The organism is Curtobacterium sp. 179-B 9B NHS, from assembly GCF_045370965.1.
GTDB lineage: Bacteria > Actinomycetota > Actinomycetes > Actinomycetales > Microbacteriaceae > Curtobacterium.
This window is the reverse complement of record NZ_JBIQDQ010000012.1, coordinates 60,792-80,324: the sequence shown is the minus strand read 5'-3', so window position 1 is coordinate 80,324 and position 19,533 is coordinate 60,792. Positions and strand designations below refer to the sequence as shown.

The window sequence follows — 19,533 nt, the reverse complement described above, 5'->3', positions numbered from 1 at the left end:
CCGCTCCGCAGGACGGCCCCGCTCCCCACCGGGAGCGGGGCCGTCCTGCATCCTGGCCTGGTGACAACGGGTCACTCGCGATGTACCGTGACTCCACACACGCGATACATCGCGAGTTCGAGGAGGCAACATGGCCCAGGAGAAGTGGCTCGTCGAGGAGCCCAAGGTGATCGACACCGGCATCGTCCGCGCCCTGCGCGTCGGGCTCGCCGGTGGGCAGGTCGACGTCGTGGCCCACGACGAACCGACCGCCCGGGTGGAGGTGCACGGCGTGTCCGGCAAGCCGCTCAAGATCGAGCTGGACGGCGACACGCTCACCATCGACCACCCGCAGGTCCGGTGGGACGACCCGCTCGGCTTCCTCAGGTCGTTCCGCGGTCGCGCCACCGCCGACGTCAGCGTGCTGGTCCCCCGCGACGCACGGGTCACGGTCGGCGTCGTCTCCGCGGGGGCGCTGCTCTCCGGCACGAACCGCGGCGCCTCGGTGAACACCGTCTCGGGCGACGTCGTCGTCGACGGGCTCGCGGGCGACCTCGCCGTGCACGCCGTCTCCGGGGCGACCACGGTCCGCGACCTCGACGGCGCACTGACGGTCCGCACCGTGTCGGGCGACGTCGTGGCGACGGGCGCGATCCCGCGCCTCACGGCCGACGGGGTGAACGCCGACGTGGTGCTCGACCTGCAGGGCACCCCGGACGCCGCACGCATCAACACCGTGTCCGGTTCGGTGAGCGTCCGGCTCGAGGACGGCGTCCCCTACCGCTGCACCGTCAGCACCGCGTCCGGCAAGCTGCAGTTCGACGACTCCGAGATCCGCGGCGTCCGCGGCTCGTACGTCAAGCAGGGCGGCGAGCTGAGCGGGCAGTGGCTCGACCTCAAGGTCAACTCGGTCTCGGGTGACGTCGCGGTCCTGCACGCCCCGCCCGCCCCGGCCGCTCCGACGGACGCCCCGACCGGCGCGGAGGCGTCCGAATGAGCCCCGTCTTCGCGCACGGTCACCTGCGCCTGTCACTGCTCGCCATGCTCGCCGACCGCCCCATGCACGGCTACGAGCTCATCCAGGCCCTCGGCGAGCGCTTCGGCGGCGCGTACGTCCCGAGCGCCGGCACCGTGTACCCGCGGCTCGCCAAGCTCGAGTCCGAGGGGCTCGTCACCAAGACCGTCGACGGCCGCAAGACCGTGTACGCGATCACCGACGCCGGGCGTGCCGAGCTCGACGCCCGCGCCGAGGAGCTCGCCGCGGTCGAGTCCGGCGTCGCCGACTCGGTGCGGTCCCTGGCCGACGGCGTCCGCGCCTCGGTCGGCGAGGCCATGCGCTCGCTCCGAGCGGACCTCGCCGCGAGCGCCCAGGCTCCGCGCGGTCAGACCGCCGACGAGCCCGTCGACGTCCCGACGGAGGGCGCCCGCGCCCTCCGCGAGGTCGAGATGGCGATCGCCGCGTTCCGGCAGCAGGTCCGGGCGGACCTGCGTCGCCGCGCGACGCGCGGGACGCTCACCGAGGACACGGTGACGCGCCTGCGGGACGGCCTGGAGGCCCTGCGCCGTTCCGTCTGACGGCCGCCGGCGGACGGGTGGTGGCGAGCCGCGCCTCCCGTCCGCTGCCCGTCGGCGTGCGTCCGGCGCACGGCCGTCATCGCCTGTCCGTTCCCACAGTGTTGACTCGGGCGCGCAACTGAGTAGGTTTGCCGCTCGTGACGAACGAGATCCGGTCGCTCAAGGCGCGACTGATCGGCGATCCCCTGCCCTCCGAGAAGCTCGAGGGACAGCTCCTCCCGAAGCACCTGGCGCTGCCGATCTTCGCGAGCGACCCGCTGTCGAGCGTGGCGTACGCCCCGCAGGAGCTCCTCATGATCCTGCTGCTCGGTGGGATGGCGTTCCTGACCTTCGCCCCGTGGGTCGCGGCCGTGGTGGTGCTGCTGCTCGTCGTGGTGGTCGCGTCCTACCGGCAGCTCGTCAAGGCCTACCCGTCCGGCGGTGGCGACTACGAGGTCGCCCACCGGAACCTCGGCGAGAAGGCCGGCCTCGTCGTGGCGAGCGCGCTGCTCGTCGACTACGTCATGACGGTCGCCGTGTCGGTGGCCTCGGGCGTGGACAACATCATCTCGGCCCTGCCGGGACTCGACCCGTTCCGTGTCGAGCTCGCGGTCGCCTTCGTCGTGCTGCTCGCCGGGGTGAACCTGCGCGGCGTCCGCGAGTCGAGCAAGGCGTTCGCGGTGCCGACCTACCTGTTCGTCGGCTCGGTGTTCGTCATGGTCGTCACCGGCCTGGTCCGCACCGCCCTCGGCAACGCCCCCGTCGCCGAGTCCGCCGCGTACACGATCGACAACGTCGAGCACACGACGCAGGCGGCCTTCGTGCTGCTGCTCCTGCGCGCGTTCGCGTCCGGCTGCTCGGCCCTGACCGGTGTCGAGGCGATCGCGAACGGCGTGCAGGCCTTCCGTCGCCCGAAGATCCGCAACGCCCAGACGACGCTGGTGCTCATGGGCTCGATCGCGATCGTGCTGTTCGTCGGGCTCATCACGCTCGCGCTCGTCTCGCACGTGCACTACGCCGAGCGCGCGTGCGACCTGCAGGGCTTCACCGCGTGCGCGACCACACCGCAGCGCTCGCTCATCGCGCAGATCGCCGCCGCGACCTTCGGGGGCGGCAGCGTGCTGTTCTTCGTCGTCCAGGCGACGACGGCCGCGGTCCTGCTCCTCGCCGCGAACACGGCCTTCAACGGCTTCCCGCTGCTCGGCTCGATCCTGGCGCGGGACTCCTACGCGCCGAAGGCCCTGTCGACCCGCGGCGACCGCCTCATCTACTCGAACGGCGTCATCGTGCTCGCGCTCGTCGCGGTCGCGCTGCTCGTGGTCTACCGCGCGAACGTCACGAGCCTCATCCAGCTGTACATCATCGGCGTCTTCGTGTCGTTCACGCTCGGCCAGACCGGCATGGTCCGGCACTGGCTGCGCCTGCTGCGCTCGGACCGCGACGGCAGCGCGGACGAGCCCGTCGACCGCGGACAGGTGTGGCGCTCGCTGACGATCAACGCGATCGGCGCGACCTCCACCTTCGTCGTGCTCGTCGTCGTCACCATCACGAAGTTCACGCACGGCGCCTGGCTCGTGTTCGTGATCATGCCCGTGCTGTTCGTCCTCATGCTCGGCGTGAACCGGTACTACCGCGACGTCTCGCACGAGGTCGAGGCGGACGTCGACACGCAGTTCGGCGCGACCGGCGACCACGCGATCGTCCTCGTCAACACACTCCAGAAGCCGGTGCTCAAGGCGATCGACTACGCCATCGCGGCACAGCACGCCGGACTCGAGGCGGTGCACGTCGCGATCGACGACGCCGAGGCCCGCCGGCTGCAGGAGCAGTGGGTCGAGCACGGGATCGAGGTCCCGCTCACCGTCGTGCCGAGTCCCTACCGCGACATCTCGATGCCGCTCATCCGGTACATCAAGGCGCACCGGGCCGAGCACGGGTCCGAGGTCGTCACCGTCTACACGCCGGTCTTCGTCGTCGGGCACTGGTGGGAGACCCTGCTGCACAACCACCGCGGGCGCCGGATCCGCAAGAAGCTCCTGCTGGTGCACGGGGTGACCGTGGCCCTGGTGCCGTGGCTGCTCGACTCGTCGGAACTGCTCTACGGGCGACGCTCCCGTCCGCTGCCGGGGCAGGAACGCCGCGGTGAGCCGGTCCGGCCGGCACTCCGCCGCTCGCCGCAGGGCGTGTCCCACCACGACGCGCAGGAGGACCGTCTGCTCCGGTCCGTCCAGCGGAACAGCCTGCAGCCGGTGGGGTCGCCGGTGCAGCGCGACGGCCTGCAGCCGCGGCGGGCGTCGCGTCCCGCCGGTCCCGCGGAGGGCGTCGACCCGACCCAGTGCACGGGCGAGGTGCACCTCCTCGTCGCCACACCTGCACGCCGTGACGGCGGCCGGTCGTAGCATCGTCGGCGACATGACGATCTCCGACCTGCGCACCTTTGCGACCTTCGACGGCCACGGCGGCAAGGTGTCGAAGCGCGTCGAGGTGCTCGACCACGAACCACCGGTGGCCGGGCCGTACGCCGGACTCGTCGCCGTGCGCGGTGAGCACCCGCTCGGAGCCCTCGACGAACGCCCCGCCGACGACCGCGCCGACCTCGCCCGCGGGGTCGCCAGCATCGGCTGGGTCGACCCGGCCACGCTCCGCGACTGGTACCGACCGGACCGCGTCGTGGTCACGCGGCTCGAGGCACGCCGCTCCGGGCTCGAGCCGGGGCTCTACGCCGACTCGCGTGGCCGCGGTCGCGTGCGGATCGACGGCCTGGAGGGACTGCTCGCCCCCGACGGTCGGCCCGCCTTCCGTGCACTGGCCGGTCCGGTCGACGCCCCGGTGGTCGACGTCCCCCTGCCCACCGACCAGGCGGTGCGCCTGGTCGCCGTGCGCGCCGTCGAGGGTGGTCTCGAGGTCGTGACCACCCCGGTCTCGCCGTTCCTCTCCCCCGGTCGGTACGCCGCGTACGACGCCGACGTGGTCGGGCTGCCGCCCCGGGCGTCCACCGGGCAGGTGTCCGTGCGGGCGGCGGTGCTCATCGACGGGTCGTTGCACGAGGTCGTCCGGATCGACGAGCGGGCGGCGACGATCTGGATCGAGCAGGGCGGCGACGAGGTGCCGATCGCGACGAGCGGCGTCGGACCGGACCTGGTGCGCTACACGGCGACGCCGGTCTGAGCGCCGCCGTCCGCCTGGTCGGGAGCCCGGTCCGCGTGCCGGCGCACGTCCCCTGGGGGACGCCCTCGCTGCGTGTCGTGTCCGGCGTCGCGCGTAGGTTCAGCGCCATGACCGACGCAGCAGACCAGACCCCCGACGAGTCGCACCAGGGCGAGACCCTGGGCGGCGAGCGTCCCGACCCCTCGACGACCGCGAGCAAGGACCCGGAGCAGTGGGTGACCGGCGACGAGCCCATGACCGGCCCGCAGCGCAGCTACCTCGACACCCTCGCCCGCGAGGCCGGCGAGGAGCTCCCCGCGGACCTCAGCAAGGCCGAGGCGTCCGAGCACATCGACCGCCTGCAGCAGCAGACCGGGCGCGGCGCGGACTCCTGACGCGACACCCTGTCGCCCGACGCCGGTCCCCGCTGTGGTGGACCGGCGTCGGTCGTTCCTGAGCGTCGGTCCCCGATTCGGCGGACCGACGTCTGGGTGACCCCTGGCCGAGTGCGGGCAATCCCCCGAGGGCCTCGGGTCGATGACACGTCACCGCATAGCGTCGTCGCCATGCGAACGACATCGACCTCCATCGGCCTGACCGCGATCCGCATCGTCCTCGGCGTGGTGTTCACCGCGCACGGCGCCCAGAAGTTCGCGCAGGGGATCCCCGGCGTCGCGCAGGGCTTCTCGGGCATGGGCGTCCCGCTCGCCGAGGTCGCGGCACCCCTCGTCGCCGGCCTCGAGCTCGTCGGCGGGATCCTGCTCGTGGTCGGCGTCGCGACTCGGGTCGTCGGACTGCTGCTCGCGGTCGACATGGTCGTCGCGGGCCTGCTCGCCCACGCGACCGCGGGGTTCTTCGCCCAGGACGGCGGCTTCGAGTACGTGCTCGTGCTCGCCGTCGCCTCGCTCGCGATCGCCCTGACCGGGCCCGGGCGGTTCTCGCTCGACGCCCTCGTCCTGCGCTCGGCACGGCGGAAGCGGGGCGTGCCGGAGCCGCTCGCGGCGTGAGCCCTGGTCACCTCTGCGACCGGCCGACGGGGGACGCCGATGGGCAGGTGGGGAACGGGGTACATGGTAGAGTGATCGGCAGATTTCAAACCACGAACCGTTCGGTTCCCCGGGTGGCAACCATGCACCCGCCAGGACCGGACCAGAGCCGATCACGAGGGGGTCACGCATGGGGCGCGGCCGTCAGAAGGCAAAGCACACCAAGGTCGCCCGGGAGCTGAAGTACTTCAGTCCGGACACGAACTACGGTGCGCTCGAGCGAGAGCTCTCCGCCGGGCAACACTCGGACGAGAACTCCTACGTCGACCGCTGGGCTGACCAGTACGGTGAGGAACCGGGCGACGACGAGGACGAGTTCGAGCCCCAGCAGGACCAGGACAAGTCCGCCTGACCCGGACCGTCGACGCCGCGCACCCTCCGGGGTCGCGCGGCGTCGTCGTGTGCGCGGGCTCCGGCGGTCGGCGGGCCCGTCCAGCTCGCCGGGCTCGAGCCCTGGTCGCACGACTTGCCGCTCACCTCCGACATGAGCGGCAGTTCGCGCGACCCGAACGATCGCACGCGGCAGGTCGTGCGACCAGGACGGCCGCGCCGGCACCGGTGGAACATCGCCGACGCCGGCCCGAACGGGTCGACCTCGCCGCGCCACCGCACGCGGCGGCGAGCTTCGGTCGCACGACTTGCCGCTCACCTTCGACATGAGCGGCAGTTCGCGCGACCGGAACGATCGCACGCGGCATGTCGTGCGACCAGGACGGCCGCGCAGGCACCGGTGGAACATCGCCGACGCCGTCAGCTCGGCGCAGACGGTGACGCCGCGCGACCGCACGACGCCGTCAGCTCGGCGCGACCGCACGACGCCGCGCGGCCGACGAGGTCGGGGCGGTGCGCCTCAGCCCGCGTAGGAACCGACGAGCCGGACCGCTCCCCCGTCGACGCCCTTGGCGCCCTGCTCGAACCCGTCCAGGTCCCGCGCCGAGGTCGACACCGTGCCGACCGTCCACGCGGGCAGCCCCGCGGCCCGCAGGTCGTCGAGCACCGCCGATGCCGAGGACGCCGCGACGACCGCGAACATCCCGATGCCGAGGTTCCAGGTGCCCTCGGTGTCCTCCACCGGTGTCCCCGCCATGTCCGCGAGCACCCGGAACACCGTCGGGGGCGTCCACGTCGAGCGCTCGACCTCGACCCAGGTGCCGACGGGCAGCACCCGCGCCAGGTTCGCGGCGATGCCACCACCGGTGACGTGGGACAGCGAGTGGACGACGCCGGGTCGGGCGTCGAGCAGGTCGAGCAGCGGCGCGGTGTACAGCCGGGTGGGCTCGAGCAGGGCCTCGCCCACCGAGACCCCCGCGCCGAACTCCGGCAGCTGGTCGGTGTAGCCGATGCCCTTGCCGGACAGGACGTGCCGGACGAGCGAGTACCCGTTCGAGTGCAGCCCGGAGGACTCGATCGCCACGACGACGTCGCCGTCCTCGACGAGGTGCGCGCCGAGCTGGCGTCCGGCCTCGACGACGCCGGTCGCGGCACCCGCCACGTCGTAGTCGTCCGGCCCGAGCAGCCCCGGGTGCTCCGCCGTCTCGCCGCCGACCAGGGCGGTCCCGGTCGCCGAGCAGCCGCGGGCGATGCCGGCGACGATGTCGGCGATGCGGTTCGGCACGACCCGGCCGCAGGCGATGTAGTCCGTCATGAAGAGCGGCTTCGCGCCGACCACGACGATGTCGTCGACGACCATGCCGACGAGGTCCTGGCCGATCGTGTCGTGCTTGTCGATCGCCTGCGCGATGGCGACCTTGGTGCCGACGCCGTCGGTCGAGGTCGCGAGCAGCGGACGCTCGTAGTCCTTGAGGAACGAGACGTCGTAGAGCCCGGCGAACCCGCCGACACCACCGAGCACCGATGGGTTGTGGGTCGCCGAGACGGCGGACTTCATGAGTTCGACGGCCAGGTCACCGGCGGCGGTGTCGACACCGGCGGCAGCGTACGGGTTCGGCATGCGTGGTCCTCCGCGGAGCATGGCAGACTTGTTCGGTACCACCCGATCCTACGGTCTGGAGCACTCCGCGAATGTGCGGCATCGTCGGCCTCGTTGCGCAGGGGCCCGTCAACCAATCCATCTACGACGCCCTGCTGCTCCTGCAGCACCGGGGCCAGGACTCGACCGGCATCGCCACGGTCGAGGGTCGCGTCCACCACATGCACAAGACGCGTGGGCACGTCCGTGAAGCATTCCGCACCCGCGACATGCGTGCCCTGCTCGGCACGATGGGGCTCGGACACGTCCGGTACGCCACGAAGGGCGTCGCCAGCAACGAGGAAGAGGCCCAGCCGTTCTACGTGAACGCGCCCTACGGCATCGTGCTCGTGCACAACGGCAATCTGACGAACACCCGCGAGCTCACCCGCGAGCTGTTCGACATCGACCGCCGTCACCTCAACACGACGAGCGACACCGAGCTGTTGGTCAACGTCCTGGCGCACGAGCTCCAGGGCCAGGTCCGCGGCAGCGAGCTCGACGCCGGTCAGGTGTTCGACGCGGTCGAGCGCGTGCACGAGCGCGTCGAGGGCTCCTACGCCACGATCGCCACGATCGCCGGACACGGCCTGCTGGCGTTCCGCGACCCGTACGGCATCCGACCGCTGATCCTCGGCCACAAGTTCGACGAGGCCGGGCAGCCGGAGTGGGTCGTCGCGAGCGAGTCCCTCGTGCTCGAGTCCGGCGGCTACGAGGTCGTCCGCGACATCGCTCCGGGCGAGGCCGTGTTCATCGAGATGAACGGCCAGATGCACGCCCGCCAGTGCGCGAAGGACCCGCGCCTGGTGCCGTGCTCGTTCGAGTACGTCTACCTCGCGCGTCCCGACTCCGTCATGAACGGCATCTCGGTGTACGACGCCCGCCTCCGTCTCGGCAACCGCCTGGCCGACACGATCGCGCAGTACGCCCCGACCGGGGACATCGACGTGGTCATGCCGATCCCGGACTCGTCCCGACCCGCGGCCATGCAGGTCGCGCAGAAGCTCGGCATCGACTACCGCGAGGGCTTCTTCAAGAACCGCTACGTCGGCCGCACGTTCATCATGCCCGGGCAGGCGGAGCGCAAGCGTTCGGTGCGCCAGAAGCTCAACGCGATGTCGTCCGAGTTCAAGGGCAAGAACATCCTGATCGTCGACGACTCGATCGTCCGCGGCACCACGAGCCGCGAGATCGTCGAGATGGCACGGGCCGCCGGTGCGAACGAGGTCACGTTCACGAGCGCCGCTCCCCCGGTCCGGTACCCGCACGTGTACGGCATCAACATGCCGACCCGCGCCGAGCTGATCGCGCACGACCGGAAGATCCCGGAGATCAACCGCGTGCTCGGCAGCGACCACCTCATCTACCAGGAGGTCGCGGACATGCGTGACGCGATCATCGAGGGCTCGGACGTCACCGACCTCGAGATGAGCTGCTTCACCGGTGAGTACGTCACCGGCACGGTGAGCCCGGAGTACCTGTCGTGGGTGGAGGCGAACCAGCTCAGCTGAGTCGCGTCGCCACGGCGACCACGGAACGGACGGGAGGCTCCCCACCAGCTGGTGGGGAGCCTCCCGTCCGTCGTGCGGTGCAGACCGTCAGCGGTCGGTGCGTCCCGCGGGTCCGCCCGCGTCACCGTGCTCCTCGACCTCGCCGTCGACGGTCTCCTCGGCCGGCTCGACCTCGACGCGCTCCGCCGTCAGGCGGGCGGCGCGGCGGGCGAACACGCGGTCGAGGACGATCGCCACGACGGCCCCGACGAAGGCGCCGATCGTGACACCCCAGAGCGAGAAGTAGCCGACCAGCGTGCCGAAGTCGGCGTCCTGCTGGTCGCCGCGGTCGATGTCCATGGTGAGCGTCACGACCAGCAGGGTCGCGAGGAAGCCGAGCACCGCGCCGCCGACGATGAACACGCCGAACTTGGGCGCGCGGCGGATGGTGACCTCGTCCGCCGAGCTGACGGCGCTCGGAGCCGGCGTCGCGGCCGGCGCTGCCGGGCGGTCTTCGGGTCGGTCGGTGTCGCTCACCCGACCATTGTCCCCCACTGTGGGACGTCCGTCGGCCTGTTGCGCGTCGACCGATCCAGGGCATGATGTCCCTACCGGTCGGTATCCACGGAACGCAGTCCGTCGGACACCGACCACCCGGTCGAGGACGATGTCGGAGCCCGGGAACGGGATCCGTGAGCCGGGGGGAGCAGGCGGACGACCAGGAACGGGAGGTGACGGGGTGCGCGAACAGTCCGTCCGTGGGCGTCGCCGCCCCCGCACGCCCGGACGCGTCCCGTGGCCGATCGTGCAGCGTCGCGAGGAGGACCGCGCGGTCTCCGTCGTCGCCGAGCACCGCTGGAGCGTCGCGATCGTCGGCGCACCGGGGCTCGGCAAGACCTCCACCGCCGCCCGCGTCACCGACCGCGTCGCCCGCCGTGACCCCACCGGTCGCACGGTCGTCGTGCCGATCACCGCGGTCGAAGCCGGTCGCTCGATGCCGTTCGGCGCCGTGGCGGACCGCTTCGGTGAGCTGCCGGCGGCCCTGGCGGACCTGGTCGACGACGCCTCGGCCGCACGCCGACTGCGCGAGACCGACGACCTGGCCGACCGCGACGTCGTGCTGCGCGTCGACGACGCCGACCACCTCGACGCCATCTCGGCTCGGTACGTCGCCTGGCTCGTCCGCGACCAGGGTGCGCGGCTCGTGCTGACGTGCCGCGACTTCACCGCACTGTCGGAGCCGCTCCGCGCACTGTGGCAGGACGACCTGCTCGAGCGCATCGACCTCACCCCGCTCGACCTGCACGAGACCGGCGAGGTCGTCGCACAGGCACTCGGCGCGCAGCTCGAGACCGCCTCGACCGAGCGCGTGCACCGGGCGACCGCCGGCAACCCGCTGTACCTGCGCGAGGTCGTCCGCGCGGCACTGACGTCCGGGGCGCTCGACCAGACCGCGACGGGCTGGTACTGGCGCGGCCGGGTCACCGCGTCGAACAGCCTGGCGGACATGTACCGCACCGAGCTCGGCGCGCTGCCCGAGGACCTCCGTGACGTCGTCGACATCGTCGCGCTCGCCGACCCGATCCCGCTCGTCCGACTGCTCGGGATGGTGTCCGGCGGCGATGTCGACCGGGTCGTCGCGCTGGGCCTGGTCGCCGTCGACTCCGCCGAGGACGGCACGAGCATCGTCCGGTCGTCCCACCCGCTCGTGGGCGAGGTCGTCCGTGGCCTCGTGCCGGTCGCGCGGCGCACGGCACTGTTCGCGCGCGCCAACGCCTTCCGGACCGCCCGGCCGGAGGGAGCGCCGCCCGCCGCCCGGCTCCGCGCCGCGCTCTGGTCGCTCGAGTGCGGAGTGCTGCCGTCGGTCGGCCAGCTCATCGACGCCACCCAGGTCGCCGTCCGGCTGCAGGAGCACGAGAGCGCCGTCGCCCTGGCCTCGGCCGCACTGCGCACCGCGCTCACGGCCACCGAGCGGGTCACCGCCCTCTGCCTGCGGTCCATCGCGCACTCGTACAGCACGGGTCGTGAGGCCGGTCGCGCCGACGCGGAGGCCGCGTGGGACCTCGCCAGGAAGCGCGCCGGCGAGATCGACGACGCCGTCGTGGTCGAGGCGTGCGAGACCCTGGCGAACATCCGGCAGTTCCACGACGACGACGTCGACGCCGCCGTGGCGCTCTCCGAGGCCCTCGCACCCCTCGTCGGTCCGGAGACGGCCGAGCACGTCCGGCTGCTCCGACTGGCCCACCTGGGTTGGGGCGGTCGGTTCGCCGAGGTCCGGGCGGAGATCGAGCGGTCGCGCATCCTCCAGCAGCCGACCGTGCCCGTGTCGCTCCTGTGCCTCGCGCCGTGCGTCACCATGGCACTCGCGACCGAGGGCCGGCTCGAGGAGGCCGCCGCGTTCGCGCGTCGGGCGATCGCCACCGCCGTCGAGCACGTCGAAGCTGCCCCGTGGGGCGTCGGCGAGAACGTCTCGGTGCTGCACCAGGTGCAGGTCTGGCGCGGGGACATGGCCGACCTGGTCACCGAGATCCCGGTCCGACGCGGGAGCCCGTTCCTGAAGTACGACTTCACGCTCGAGCTCATCGGCCTGGGCAACCACGCGATCGGCCAGCGACGGTGGGACGACGCGATCGCCGCGTTCTCGGCGGCGTGCGAGCGCTACGACGTGGCCGACCACGGCGGGTTCGCGGCCTACCCCTGGGCACGACTGGCCATGGCGTACGCGTACGCCGGCGACACCGAGCGCGCGGCCGCGGCACTCGAGCGCGCCCGCACCACGCCGGGCCGCGCGATGCGGATCACCGGTGAGCAGGTGGCGGTGTCGATCGCCTGGACCGAGACGGTGCTCGGCAACCCGGCCGGACTCCGACACGCGGACGAGATCATCGAGCGCAGCACCCGTGACGGGTCGTGGCTGCACGTGATGTACGCGGTGACGCAGCACTACACGCACGACATGACGTCCGGGCGGGACACCACCGCGTCGCTCGCCCGCATGCGCGAAGCCGCAGCGCGCGTCGACGGTCCCCTCGCCCGCGCGGTCGTCGAGTACGCGGACGCCGAGCTCGCCGGCGACCGGACGCGGGTCGTGGCGGCGCAGGGGGTCCTCGCCGCGCACGGGATGGCCGTGTCCGCCGGTCGGGTCCGCCCACCGCTGACGAACCGGGAGTACGAGGTCGCGGAACTCGCGGCGCAGGGCCTGAGCAACCGGCGGATCGCGGAGACGCTGAGCCTGAGCGTGCGGACGATCGACGCGCACATGTCGCGGATCTTCGCGAAGTGGGACGTGCACGCGCGGTCGGAGCTGGTGGAGCTGCTCGGCGCCCGCTGACCACGCGTCGGCGTCCTGATGGTCGTCCTGCGGCGTCCTGAACCGCCTCGGAAGCTGACGCAGGGTCAGGAAAGGTCCCCGATGGGACCGCGATCGTTGCGGTTTGCAGCACGACTCGCCGTACCGGTTGACAACGAAGGCAGCATGTCGCGTACCTTGAACCCTGTCGCCGGGTTCGGACCCGTTCGGGTCGGGTCCGAATCCCGGCGACTTCGACGTTACGCGGGTGGTCCTGTCGGTCACATCGGTAGGACCTACCTAAGTCGGTGAGCCAGGCTGTACGACCCGGCCGAGCGCCCCGGCTGCCGGTTCGCCCGGCCGCGCGACGCAGCGGCGCGACCGGCGTCAGACCGCGGTGCGGACCGGCAGGAACGCCGTCAGGTCGGCCCGGGAGCCGGACGCGCTGACCCGCGACGCCGCCAGGGCCTCGTCCCACCGCAGCTCGCCCAGCGCCAGTGCCAGCCAGGTCGTGGCGTCGGTCTCCACCACGTTCGGCGGGGTCCCCCGCGTGTGCCGTGGACCGGGGACCGCCTGCACCGCGGCGAAGGGCGGGACGCGGACCTCGACGCTGTTGCCGGGGACGTCGTCGGCCAGGCGCTGCAGGGTCCACCGGACCGCGGTCGCGACGTCCGACCGGACGGTCGAACCCGCGCGCACGGCGGCGAGCGCGGAGCGTCCTGCGGCGTCCTCGATCCTCTTCGGCGGCATGTCCACAGGCTAGCCGTCGCATCGCGGACGGCGTGTCGCGCTCGGTAGGCTTGCCGCGTGCGAATCCTCGTCCTCGGTTCCGGTGCCCGCGAGCACGCGATCATCACGGCCCTCCTCGCAGAGCGGGCCGGACACGTCATCACGGTGGCCCCCGGCAACGCCGGCATCGCCGCCGACGTCGAGACCGTGTCGCTCGACCCCACGAACGGCGAGCTGATCGCCGAGTACGCGATCGAGAACGGTGTGGAGCTCGTGGTCGTCGGGCCCGAGGCGCCGTTGATCGCCGGGGTCGCCGACCCGCTCCGGACCCGGGGCATCCCGGTGTTCGGCCCGAGCCGTGCCGCCGCCCAGCTCGAGGGCTCGAAGGCCTTCGCGAAGCGCATCATGTCCGAGGCCGGGGTCCCGACCGGACGCCCCGTGTACGCCGGCACGGTGGACGAGGCCGTGGCCGCGATCGACGAGCTCGGGGCACCGTACGTGGTCAAGGCCGACGGGCTCGCCGCGGGCAAGGGCGTCCTGGTGACCGAGGACCGGCAGGCGGCCGTCGACCACGCCACGTACTGGCTGCAGCACGGCCGCGTGGTGGTCGAGGAGTTCCTCGACGGCGAAGAGGTCTCGCTGTTCTTCCTGAGCGACGGGCACGACGTCCGGGCGCTCAGCCCCGCACAGGACCACAAGCGCCTGGGCGACGGGGACACCGGTCCGAACACCGGCGGCATGGGCGCCTACTCCCCGCTCCCGTGGCTCGCCGAGCGGTGGGAGTCCGAGCAGGCGTTCGTCGCCGAGGTCACCGAGCTCGTGGCGCTCCCCACCGTCCGTCGACTCGAGCACGAGGGGACGCCGTTCATCGGCCTGCTCTACTGCGGGCTCATCGTGACCGAACAGGGCGTCCGCGTCATCGAGTTCAACGCCCGCTTCGGCGACCCGGAGACCCAGGTCGTGCTCCCCCGCCTGACCACGCCGCTCAGCGCCCTGCTGACGGCGGCCGCGACCGGACAGCTCGCGTCGGCTCCGCAGCCGGCGTTCAGCACCGACGTCGCGGTCACGGTGGTGCTCGCGAGCGAGGGCTACCCGGAGAACCCGCACACCGGCCGGGTCATCACCGGCATCGACGCTGCCGAGGCGCGCGAGGGCGTGTCCGTGGCGCACGCCGCGACCGCCGTGCTCGACGACGACCTCGTCGCCACCGGCGGCCGGGTGCTGAGCGTCGTCGCGACGGGCACCGACTTCGCACAGGCCCGGGAGCGCGCCTACGCCGGACTCGGCGACATCGCGCTCCAGGGGGCGCAGTACCGCACCGACATCGCCGCGAAGGTCGCACGGTGACGGCCGTGTCCGAGCTGCCCGGCTGGCGGCACGTCTCGTCGGGCAAGGTCCGCGAGCTCTACGTGCCCGCGGGCGTCGACGACGTCGCGAGCGCGTCGGAGCTGCTGCTCGTCGCCTCGGACCGGGTCAGCGCCTACGACTTCGCACTCGAACCCCCGATCCCCGGCAAGGGCGAGCTCCTGACACGGCTGTCGCGCTTCTGGTTCGACCGCATCGCGGACGTCCCGAACCACCTGGTCGACCCCGGTGCCAGCGGGACCCCGGTGCCGGAGTCCGTGGCCGCCAGGTCCATGCACGTGCTGCCGCTCGCCATGTTCCCGGTCGAGTGCGTCGTCCGGGGGTACCTGGTCGGCAGCGGTTGGGCGGAGTACCGCGAGACGCAGAGCGTGTGCGGTGTCCCCCTGCCCGCGGGGCTGTCCGAGGGCGACCGCCTGCCCGAGCCGATCTACACCCCGGCCTACAAGGCGCCGCAGGGCGAGCACGACGAGAACATCTCCTTCGAGCAGACCGTCGAGCTCGTCGGGCGCGAGGACGCCGAGGCCCTCCGCGACCTGTCGCTGCGCGTCTACGGCGAGGCGGCGGCGATCGCCCTCGAGCACGACGTCGTGATCGCCGACACGAAGTTCGAGTTCGGCCGCGACACCGACGGCACGATCCGGATCGCGGACGAGGTCCTGACCAGCGACTCCAGCCGCTACTGGGACGCCCGCTCCGGCAGCCGCACGGACTCGTTCGACAAGCAGATCGTGCGCGACTGGCTCAGCGCGAACTGGGACCGCCAGGGCACCCCGCCGGTGCTGCCGGCGGAGATCGTGGACCGCACGGCCGCCCGCTACGCGGAGCTCATCGAGCGCCTCGGCGCCTGACCGCCGGGCCGGCGTCGCGGCCCGGCCGGGTGCGTCCCGCCACGCGTCCGCCGATCACGGATCGCGCCCCGGCACGGACGTCGCGCCCTCGCACGGACGTCGCGCCCCGCCACAGCAGGGTGTGTCGTCCGCAGCGGAGCGCGACGTGACCGGGTGCCGGACGGGAGGCGCGTGGCGGGGCCGCCGCGCGCCTCCCGTCCGACCACATGACGACCGACGACCGACGACCGCCGGTCGCCGGTCGCCGTGGCTCAGTCGCGGACGAGCACGACGACCGTCAGGTCGTCACCGGGGTCGTGCTCGAGCGCGCGGGCGCGGACCCGACCCAGGAACGCGTCGATCTCGGGCTCCTCGCGCCACAGGGCCCCGAGCCGGGACAGCGACTGCAGCGTCGAGTCCCAGAGTTCGAGCGCACCGTCGCTGACGAGCACGAGGACGTCACCCTGCTCGAGCACGAGCGACCCCGACGACCGGGTGAGCCCGGCCGGGTGCAGGCCGATCGGCAGGTCGTTCGACAGGAGCGTCCGTTCACGGCCGTCCGCACGCATCTGCAGGACGAGGCCGTGCCCGGCGTCGACGAAGTCCATCCGCCCGCTGGTCGGATCGAGCCGGCCGTGGAACATGGTGGCGAACGACTCGGCACGGCCGAGGTCCGGCGCGACCTGCTCGTCCAGGGCGGCGATCGCCCGCCCGGGCTCCTCGTCCGGCCGCGCGAGGAGCGCTCCGCGGATCGTCGCCGCCAGCAGCCCGGCGGACATGCCCTTGCCCATCACGTCCGCGACCGTCAGGTGCAGGGCGTCACCGGCGAGGTGCCACTCGTGCAGGTCGCCGGAGACCACCCCGTGCGGGACCGACATGCCGCCGATCCGGTACCCCGGCACCGTGACCGGCGTGGGCTGCAGCCCGGCGAGGACGTTCCGGAGGCGGTCCTCGTCCGCGCCGGCCGCGAGCTCGCGCTCCGCCCACACGCCGAGCTCCTCGAGCAGCGCCAGGTCGTCGGGCTCCAGCGTCCGGGGCTGCGGGTCGACCAGGCAGAGCGTGCCGACCTTGACGTGGTCGTCGCCGACGCGGAGCGGCACACCGGCGTAGAAGCGCACGTTGGGGTCCTCGACGACCATCGGCATGTCGGCGTACCGGTCGTCGGCGCGGGCATCCGGTACGACGATCGGACCGGCCTGGTCGAGCGTGCGGCCGCAGAACGTGTCCCGGAGCGGGATGGTCGGGCCGAACACGGCGTCGCTCTGCTGCGACTTGATGGTGAGGACCTCGGTGCCGGCGAGGTTGAGGAAGGAGCCCGAGACACCGAACGCCTCGCGGGCGATCCGCGTGATGCGCTCGAAGCGTTCCTCGGGCCCGCCGTCGACGACGTCGAGCGCGGCGACGAGGGCCGCGCGGCGGACGGCGTCGGGCGATGATCCGGCGGAGGTCGGTGAGGTCCCCTGGTGCATGCCCTCCACGCTACTGGTCCGCCGTGGGAGCGCCCCTCCCCAGAACGGTGGACCCGGGAGCGCGCGACCGGATCAGCCGGACACGCGCCTCCGTCGGACGCGCGTACCCTCGGCACGATGATCCGTCGTGCTCCGCTCGTGCTCGCCCTCGGCGCTGCCGCCGCGCTCTCGCTGACGGGGTGCGGCGCCCACGACTCGACCGGGCAGATCTCGGTGACCGTGTCGTCGAACGCTGCGGATCGCCCCTACGAGGTGAAGGTCTTCGCCGCGACCGGCAAGCTGTCCGAGCACCAGCGGGTGTTCCCGGGAGGCACCGCGGACTTCGCCGGGGTCCCGCTCGGCGACGTCACGGTGCGGGCCGGCGACCTGTGCTCCGTCCGGACGACGGTGTCGGGCGACGACGTCACGCGGGTCACGCTCAGCACGACCGGCTGCTGACCGGCCACCGCGTCCGGACGACCCGGCTGCTGACCGGCCACCGCGACCGGACGACCCGGCTGCTGACCGGTCACTGCGTCCGGCCGACCCGGCTGCAGGCCCGTCCACCGCGCTGCGCGGGGTCCCTCACCGCGGGTCGGGCACCGCGTCCCACTCCTCGCCGTACCGGCCGAGCACGCTCCACCGCGTGACCGGCCAGGTCACGACGAACGCCCGGCCCACGACGTCGGCCGTCGGCACCGTCCCGTGGATGCGCGAGTCGGCCGACTCGTACCGGTTGTCGCCCATCACCCAGATCCGCCCCGCGGGCACGGTGACGTCGAAGTCCTCCGCCGAGACACGGTCCACGTCGGACGGCCGGACCACGTACGGCTCGTCGACCGCGTGGCCGTTCACGGACAGTCGTCCCTGGGCATCGCAGCACGACACCCGGTCGCCCGGCAGCCCGATCACCCGCTTGATGAGGTCGTCGCCCTGCTCGCTGGTCAGCCAGTCGCCCGGGTCGCGGAAGACCACGACGTCACCCCGGCGGAGCGGCGCGACGCCCGGCACGAGCTCGTTCACCAGCACGTTGTCCCCGATCAGCAGCGTGCGCTCCATCGAGCCCGACGGGATCGAGAACGCCCGCACCAGGTAGGCCTTCACCAGGAAGGACGCCAGCAGCGCGACGACCACGATGACCGCCAGGTCGCGGACGAAGCGCCACCCGGACCGTACCGGTCGTCCGGCACGGGACTCGTCGGTCTGCTCGCTCAATGCGTCACCACCACCTTCACCAGGCCGATCACGAAGGCCACCGCGGCGAGCACGATGCCGCCCCAGAGCCCGAGGAACGTCGGACGCCGTCCGCTGAACCGCTGCAGGAACACCCCGACCATCCCGATGCGGACGACGAGGATGACGATCGCCGCGGTCTGCGCCCACTGCGCCGGCAGCCAGTCCGCCCACGCGACGGCGTAGAGCACCGCGGGGATGAGGCCGGAGGTCGCGATCGGGTTCGCGTCGCGCAGGATCGCCCCGATCGTCTCCCGGTGCTCGGCGTCGTCACCGGTGTCGCCGATGGTGTGCGCCACGAGGTGGGACAGCACGTGCGCCAGGTACGTCAGCACCGCCGTCGCGAGCACCGTGAGCACCGCTGCCCCGTGCTCGATCTGCTCCGGCCCCACCGCGATCGCGACCGCGAGCACGGTGATGTTGCCGTAGATGTACGACGACATGCGGTCGCGCAGACGGTCGACCGGGAAGGTCGCCAGATCGGGTCGGCGGGAGGGCGGCATGCTCCCATCCTGGCCCTGCCGCGCCGCGCCGCGCCGACGGGATCCCGTGTGCGATGCCATCCTGGTCGGGCGACGCACCGACGCGTCGCCCGGACGGGAGGCACGACCCATGACCCAGGGACCGCTCACCAGCAGACCGCTCGCCCTGGTGACGGGCGTCGGCCGCCGCGCCGGGATCGGCGCCGCGATCGCGACGCGGCTCGCCGCCGAAGGTTGGGACCTCGCCCTCTCGTGGTGGGGGCCGTACGACGCGCGCGTGCACGGCGCGGCCGACCCCGACGGGGTGGACGCGGTGGTCGCGGAGGCCGAGCGTGCGGGGGCACGGGTGACGCGCCTCCCGGTCGACCTGGCCGACCCCGAGCAGGCGGCCGCGCTCGTCGGCCGCGCCGAGGCAGAGGCCGGCGTGCCGGTGACCGCAGTGGTGATGTCGCACTGCGAGTCGGTCGACTCGGACTTCGCGACCACGACGGTGGAGTCGTTCGACCGACACCTGGCGGTGAACGTGCGCGCGCCGTTCCTCGTCGTGCAGGCGTACGCGCGGCGGCTCCGCGAGGGTGCAGCCGCACCGGAGGACCGCCGTCGCATCGTCGCGCTGACGAGCGACCACGTCGGGTTCAACCTGCCGTACGGCACGAGCAAGGGCGCACTCGACCGGTTGATCGTCGGGGCTGCCCTCGAGCTCGGCGACGTCCGGGTGAGTGCGAACCTGGTCAACCCGGGCCCGAACGACACCGGGTGGATGACCGACGAGATCCGCCGGGCCGCCGTCGCGCAGACCCCGCTCGGGCGCCCGTCGATGCCGACCGACACCGCGGCGCTCGTCGGGTTCCTGCTCGGGCCGGACGGCGGGTGGGTGAACGGCCAGCTGCTCAAGACGGACGGCGGGTTCAGCGCGAAGTAGCCCGTGGTCGCGGTTTGGTTGACGCGTCAACCATTTCGGCGCACACTGGGGGC

19 protein-coding genes are annotated in these 19,533 nt (G+C 72.7%); 13 read left to right on the top strand and 6 right to left on the bottom strand.

The features are described from left to right. Positions 1-130: 130 nt before the first annotated feature. The 7 genes from ACH0A8_RS11475 (at position 131) to ACH0A8_RS11445 (ending at position 6,078) form a co-directional block, all read left to right on the top strand. A complete protein-coding gene (locus ACH0A8_RS11475; RefSeq protein ID WP_066652169.1) occupies positions 131-976 on the top strand; it encodes a DUF4097 family beta strand repeat-containing protein in 846 nt (281 codons plus the stop codon). Continuing rightward, positions 973-1,554: a PadR family transcriptional regulator gene (locus ACH0A8_RS11470; protein ID WP_066652167.1), complete on the top strand. Its 582-nt coding sequence runs from the start codon at positions 973-975 to the stop codon at positions 1,552-1,554. The genes ACH0A8_RS11475 and ACH0A8_RS11470 overlap by 4 nt, the downstream gene beginning before the upstream one ends. A 128-nt stretch (positions 1,555-1,682) precedes the next feature. Next, positions 1,683-3,932: an APC family permease gene (locus ACH0A8_RS11465; protein WP_271826255.1), complete on the top strand. Its 2,250-nt coding sequence runs from the start codon at positions 1,683-1,685 to the stop codon at positions 3,930-3,932. 13 nt (positions 3,933-3,945) lie between these two features. After that, positions 3,946-4,701 carry a hypothetical protein gene (locus ACH0A8_RS11460; protein WP_311206251.1) on the top strand — a complete coding sequence of 252 codons (756 nt, stop codon included), beginning with the start codon at positions 3,946-3,948 and terminating at the stop codon, positions 4,699-4,701. A 107-nt stretch (positions 4,702-4,808) separates the two neighbouring features. Further along, positions 4,809-5,075, top strand: a complete 267-nt coding sequence (locus tag ACH0A8_RS11455) for a DUF3072 domain-containing protein (RefSeq protein ID WP_066652161.1) — start codon at positions 4,809-4,811, stop codon at positions 5,073-5,075. A gap of 171 nt (positions 5,076-5,246) precedes the next feature. Continuing rightward, positions 5,247-5,687, top strand: coding sequence for a DoxX family protein (locus ACH0A8_RS11450; protein WP_406907233.1), 441 nt, complete (start codon positions 5,247-5,249; stop codon positions 5,685-5,687). A 169-nt stretch (positions 5,688-5,856) separates the two neighbouring features. Next, the gene (locus ACH0A8_RS11445) at positions 5,857-6,078 is read left to right on the top strand and encodes a DUF3073 domain-containing protein (protein ID WP_066652157.1); all 222 of its coding nucleotides are present in this window, start codon (positions 5,857-5,859) and stop codon (positions 6,076-6,078) included. 498 nt (positions 6,079-6,576) lie between these two features. Here ACH0A8_RS11445 and purM read toward each other — a convergent pair whose 3' ends face one another. Next, positions 6,577-7,677, bottom strand: a complete 1,101-nt coding sequence (gene purM, locus ACH0A8_RS11440) for a phosphoribosylformylglycinamidine cyclo-ligase (RefSeq protein WP_406907232.1) — start codon at positions 7,675-7,677, stop codon at positions 6,577-6,579. Positions 7,678-7,748: 71 nt separating this feature from the next. Between purM and purF the strand changes: the two genes are divergently transcribed. Beyond that, positions 7,749-9,206 carry an amidophosphoribosyltransferase gene (gene purF / locus ACH0A8_RS11435; protein ID WP_066652154.1) on the top strand — a complete coding sequence of 486 codons (1,458 nt, stop codon included), beginning with the start codon at positions 7,749-7,751 and terminating at the stop codon, positions 9,204-9,206. Between the two features lie 87 nt (positions 9,207-9,293). On the opposite strand, the gene ACH0A8_RS11430 is transcribed toward purF, so the two are convergent. Next, a complete protein-coding gene (locus tag ACH0A8_RS11430; protein ID WP_209684023.1) occupies positions 9,294-9,722 on the bottom strand; it encodes a hypothetical protein in 429 nt (142 codons plus the stop codon). Positions 9,723-9,924: 202 nt separating this feature from the next. On the opposite strand from ACH0A8_RS11430, the gene ACH0A8_RS11425 reads away from it, so the two are divergent. Next, positions 9,925-12,516, top strand: coding sequence for a LuxR C-terminal-related transcriptional regulator (locus ACH0A8_RS11425; RefSeq protein WP_406907231.1), 2,592 nt, complete (start codon positions 9,925-9,927; stop codon positions 12,514-12,516). 345 nt (positions 12,517-12,861) lie between these two features. On the opposite strand, the gene ACH0A8_RS11420 is transcribed toward ACH0A8_RS11425, so the two are convergent. After that, positions 12,862-13,224, bottom strand: a complete 363-nt coding sequence (locus ACH0A8_RS11420) for a sterol carrier family protein (protein WP_066657743.1) — start codon at positions 13,222-13,224, stop codon at positions 12,862-12,864. A gap of 57 nt (positions 13,225-13,281) precedes the next feature. Here ACH0A8_RS11420 and purD point away from each other — a divergent pair, with 57 nt between their 5' ends. Further along, positions 13,282-14,550 carry a phosphoribosylamine--glycine ligase gene (gene purD, locus ACH0A8_RS11415; protein ID WP_209684027.1) on the top strand — a complete coding sequence of 423 codons (1,269 nt, stop codon included), beginning with the start codon at positions 13,282-13,284 and terminating at the stop codon, positions 14,548-14,550. Positions 14,551-14,555: 5 nt separating this feature from the next. Next, positions 14,556-15,416, top strand: a complete 861-nt coding sequence (locus ACH0A8_RS11410; RefSeq protein ID WP_406907230.1) for a phosphoribosylaminoimidazolesuccinocarboxamide synthase — start codon at positions 14,556-14,558, stop codon at positions 15,414-15,416. Between the two features lie 251 nt (positions 15,417-15,667). Here the strand turns inward: ACH0A8_RS11410 and ACH0A8_RS11405 are convergent, their stop codons facing one another. Continuing rightward, complete coding sequence (locus ACH0A8_RS11405) at positions 15,668-16,864, bottom strand: PP2C family protein-serine/threonine phosphatase (protein ID WP_144411228.1); 1,197 nt, start codon at positions 16,862-16,864, stop codon at positions 15,668-15,670. Between the two features lie 117 nt (positions 16,865-16,981). Here ACH0A8_RS11405 and ACH0A8_RS11400 point away from each other — a divergent pair, with 117 nt between their 5' ends. Further along, positions 16,982-17,302 carry a hypothetical protein gene (locus ACH0A8_RS11400; protein ID WP_144411227.1) on the top strand — a complete coding sequence of 107 codons (321 nt, stop codon included), beginning with the start codon at positions 16,982-16,984 and terminating at the stop codon, positions 17,300-17,302. A 126-nt stretch (positions 17,303-17,428) separates the two neighbouring features. Here ACH0A8_RS11400 and lepB read toward each other — a convergent pair whose 3' ends face one another. After that, the gene (gene lepB / locus ACH0A8_RS11395) at positions 17,429-18,058 is read right to left on the bottom strand and encodes a signal peptidase I (RefSeq protein WP_066652147.1); all 630 of its coding nucleotides are present in this window, start codon (positions 18,056-18,058) and stop codon (positions 17,429-17,431) included. Next, on the bottom strand, positions 18,055-18,579 hold the full coding sequence (locus ACH0A8_RS11390) for a hypothetical protein (protein ID WP_209684029.1): 525 nt from the start codon (positions 18,577-18,579) through the stop codon (positions 18,055-18,057). Before ACH0A8_RS11390 ends, lepB begins: the two co-directional genes overlap by 4 nt. A gap of 109 nt (positions 18,580-18,688) precedes the next feature. Between ACH0A8_RS11390 and ACH0A8_RS11385 the strand changes: the two genes are divergently transcribed. Then, complete coding sequence (locus ACH0A8_RS11385) at positions 18,689-19,480, top strand: SDR family oxidoreductase (protein ID WP_406907229.1); 792 nt, start codon at positions 18,689-18,691, stop codon at positions 19,478-19,480. Positions 19,481-19,533 lie beyond the last annotated feature (53 nt).

Bases quoted from the DNA above. Each gene is read 5' to 3' on its own strand.
- ACH0A8_RS11475 (WP_066652169.1), top strand. From the start codon at position 131: ATGGCCCAGGAGAAGTGGCTCGTCGAGGAGCCCAAGGTGATCGACACC.
- ACH0A8_RS11470 (WP_066652167.1), top strand. From the start codon at position 973: ATGAGCCCCGTCTTCGCGCACGGTCACCTGCGCCTGTCACTGCTCGCC.
- ACH0A8_RS11460 (WP_311206251.1), top strand. From the start codon at position 3,946: ATGACGATCTCCGACCTGCGCACCTTTGCGACCTTCGACGGCCACGGC.
- ACH0A8_RS11455 (WP_066652161.1), top strand. From the start codon at position 4,809: ATGACCGACGCAGCAGACCAGACCCCCGACGAGTCGCACCAGGGCGAG.
- ACH0A8_RS11450 (WP_406907233.1), top strand. From the start codon at position 5,247: ATGCGAACGACATCGACCTCCATCGGCCTGACCGCGATCCGCATCGTC.
- ACH0A8_RS11445 (WP_066652157.1), top strand. From the start codon at position 5,857: ATGGGGCGCGGCCGTCAGAAGGCAAAGCACACCAAGGTCGCCCGGGAG.
- purM (WP_406907232.1), bottom strand. From the start codon at position 7,677: ATGCCGAACCCGTACGCTGCCGCCGGTGTCGACACCGCCGCCGGTGAC.
- purF (WP_066652154.1), top strand. From the start codon at position 7,749: ATGTGCGGCATCGTCGGCCTCGTTGCGCAGGGGCCCGTCAACCAATCC.
- ACH0A8_RS11420 (WP_066657743.1), bottom strand. From the start codon at position 13,224: ATGCCGCCGAAGAGGATCGAGGACGCCGCAGGACGCTCCGCGCTCGCC.
- ACH0A8_RS11405 (WP_144411228.1), bottom strand. From the start codon at position 16,864: ATGCACCAGGGGACCTCACCGACCTCCGCCGGATCATCGCCCGACGCC.
- ACH0A8_RS11400 (WP_144411227.1), top strand. From the start codon at position 16,982: ATGATCCGTCGTGCTCCGCTCGTGCTCGCCCTCGGCGCTGCCGCCGCG.
- ACH0A8_RS11390 (WP_209684029.1), bottom strand. From the start codon at position 18,579: ATGCCGCCCTCCCGCCGACCCGATCTGGCGACCTTCCCGGTCGACCGT.
- ACH0A8_RS11385 (WP_406907229.1), top strand. From the start codon at position 18,689: ATGACCCAGGGACCGCTCACCAGCAGACCGCTCGCCCTGGTGACGGGC.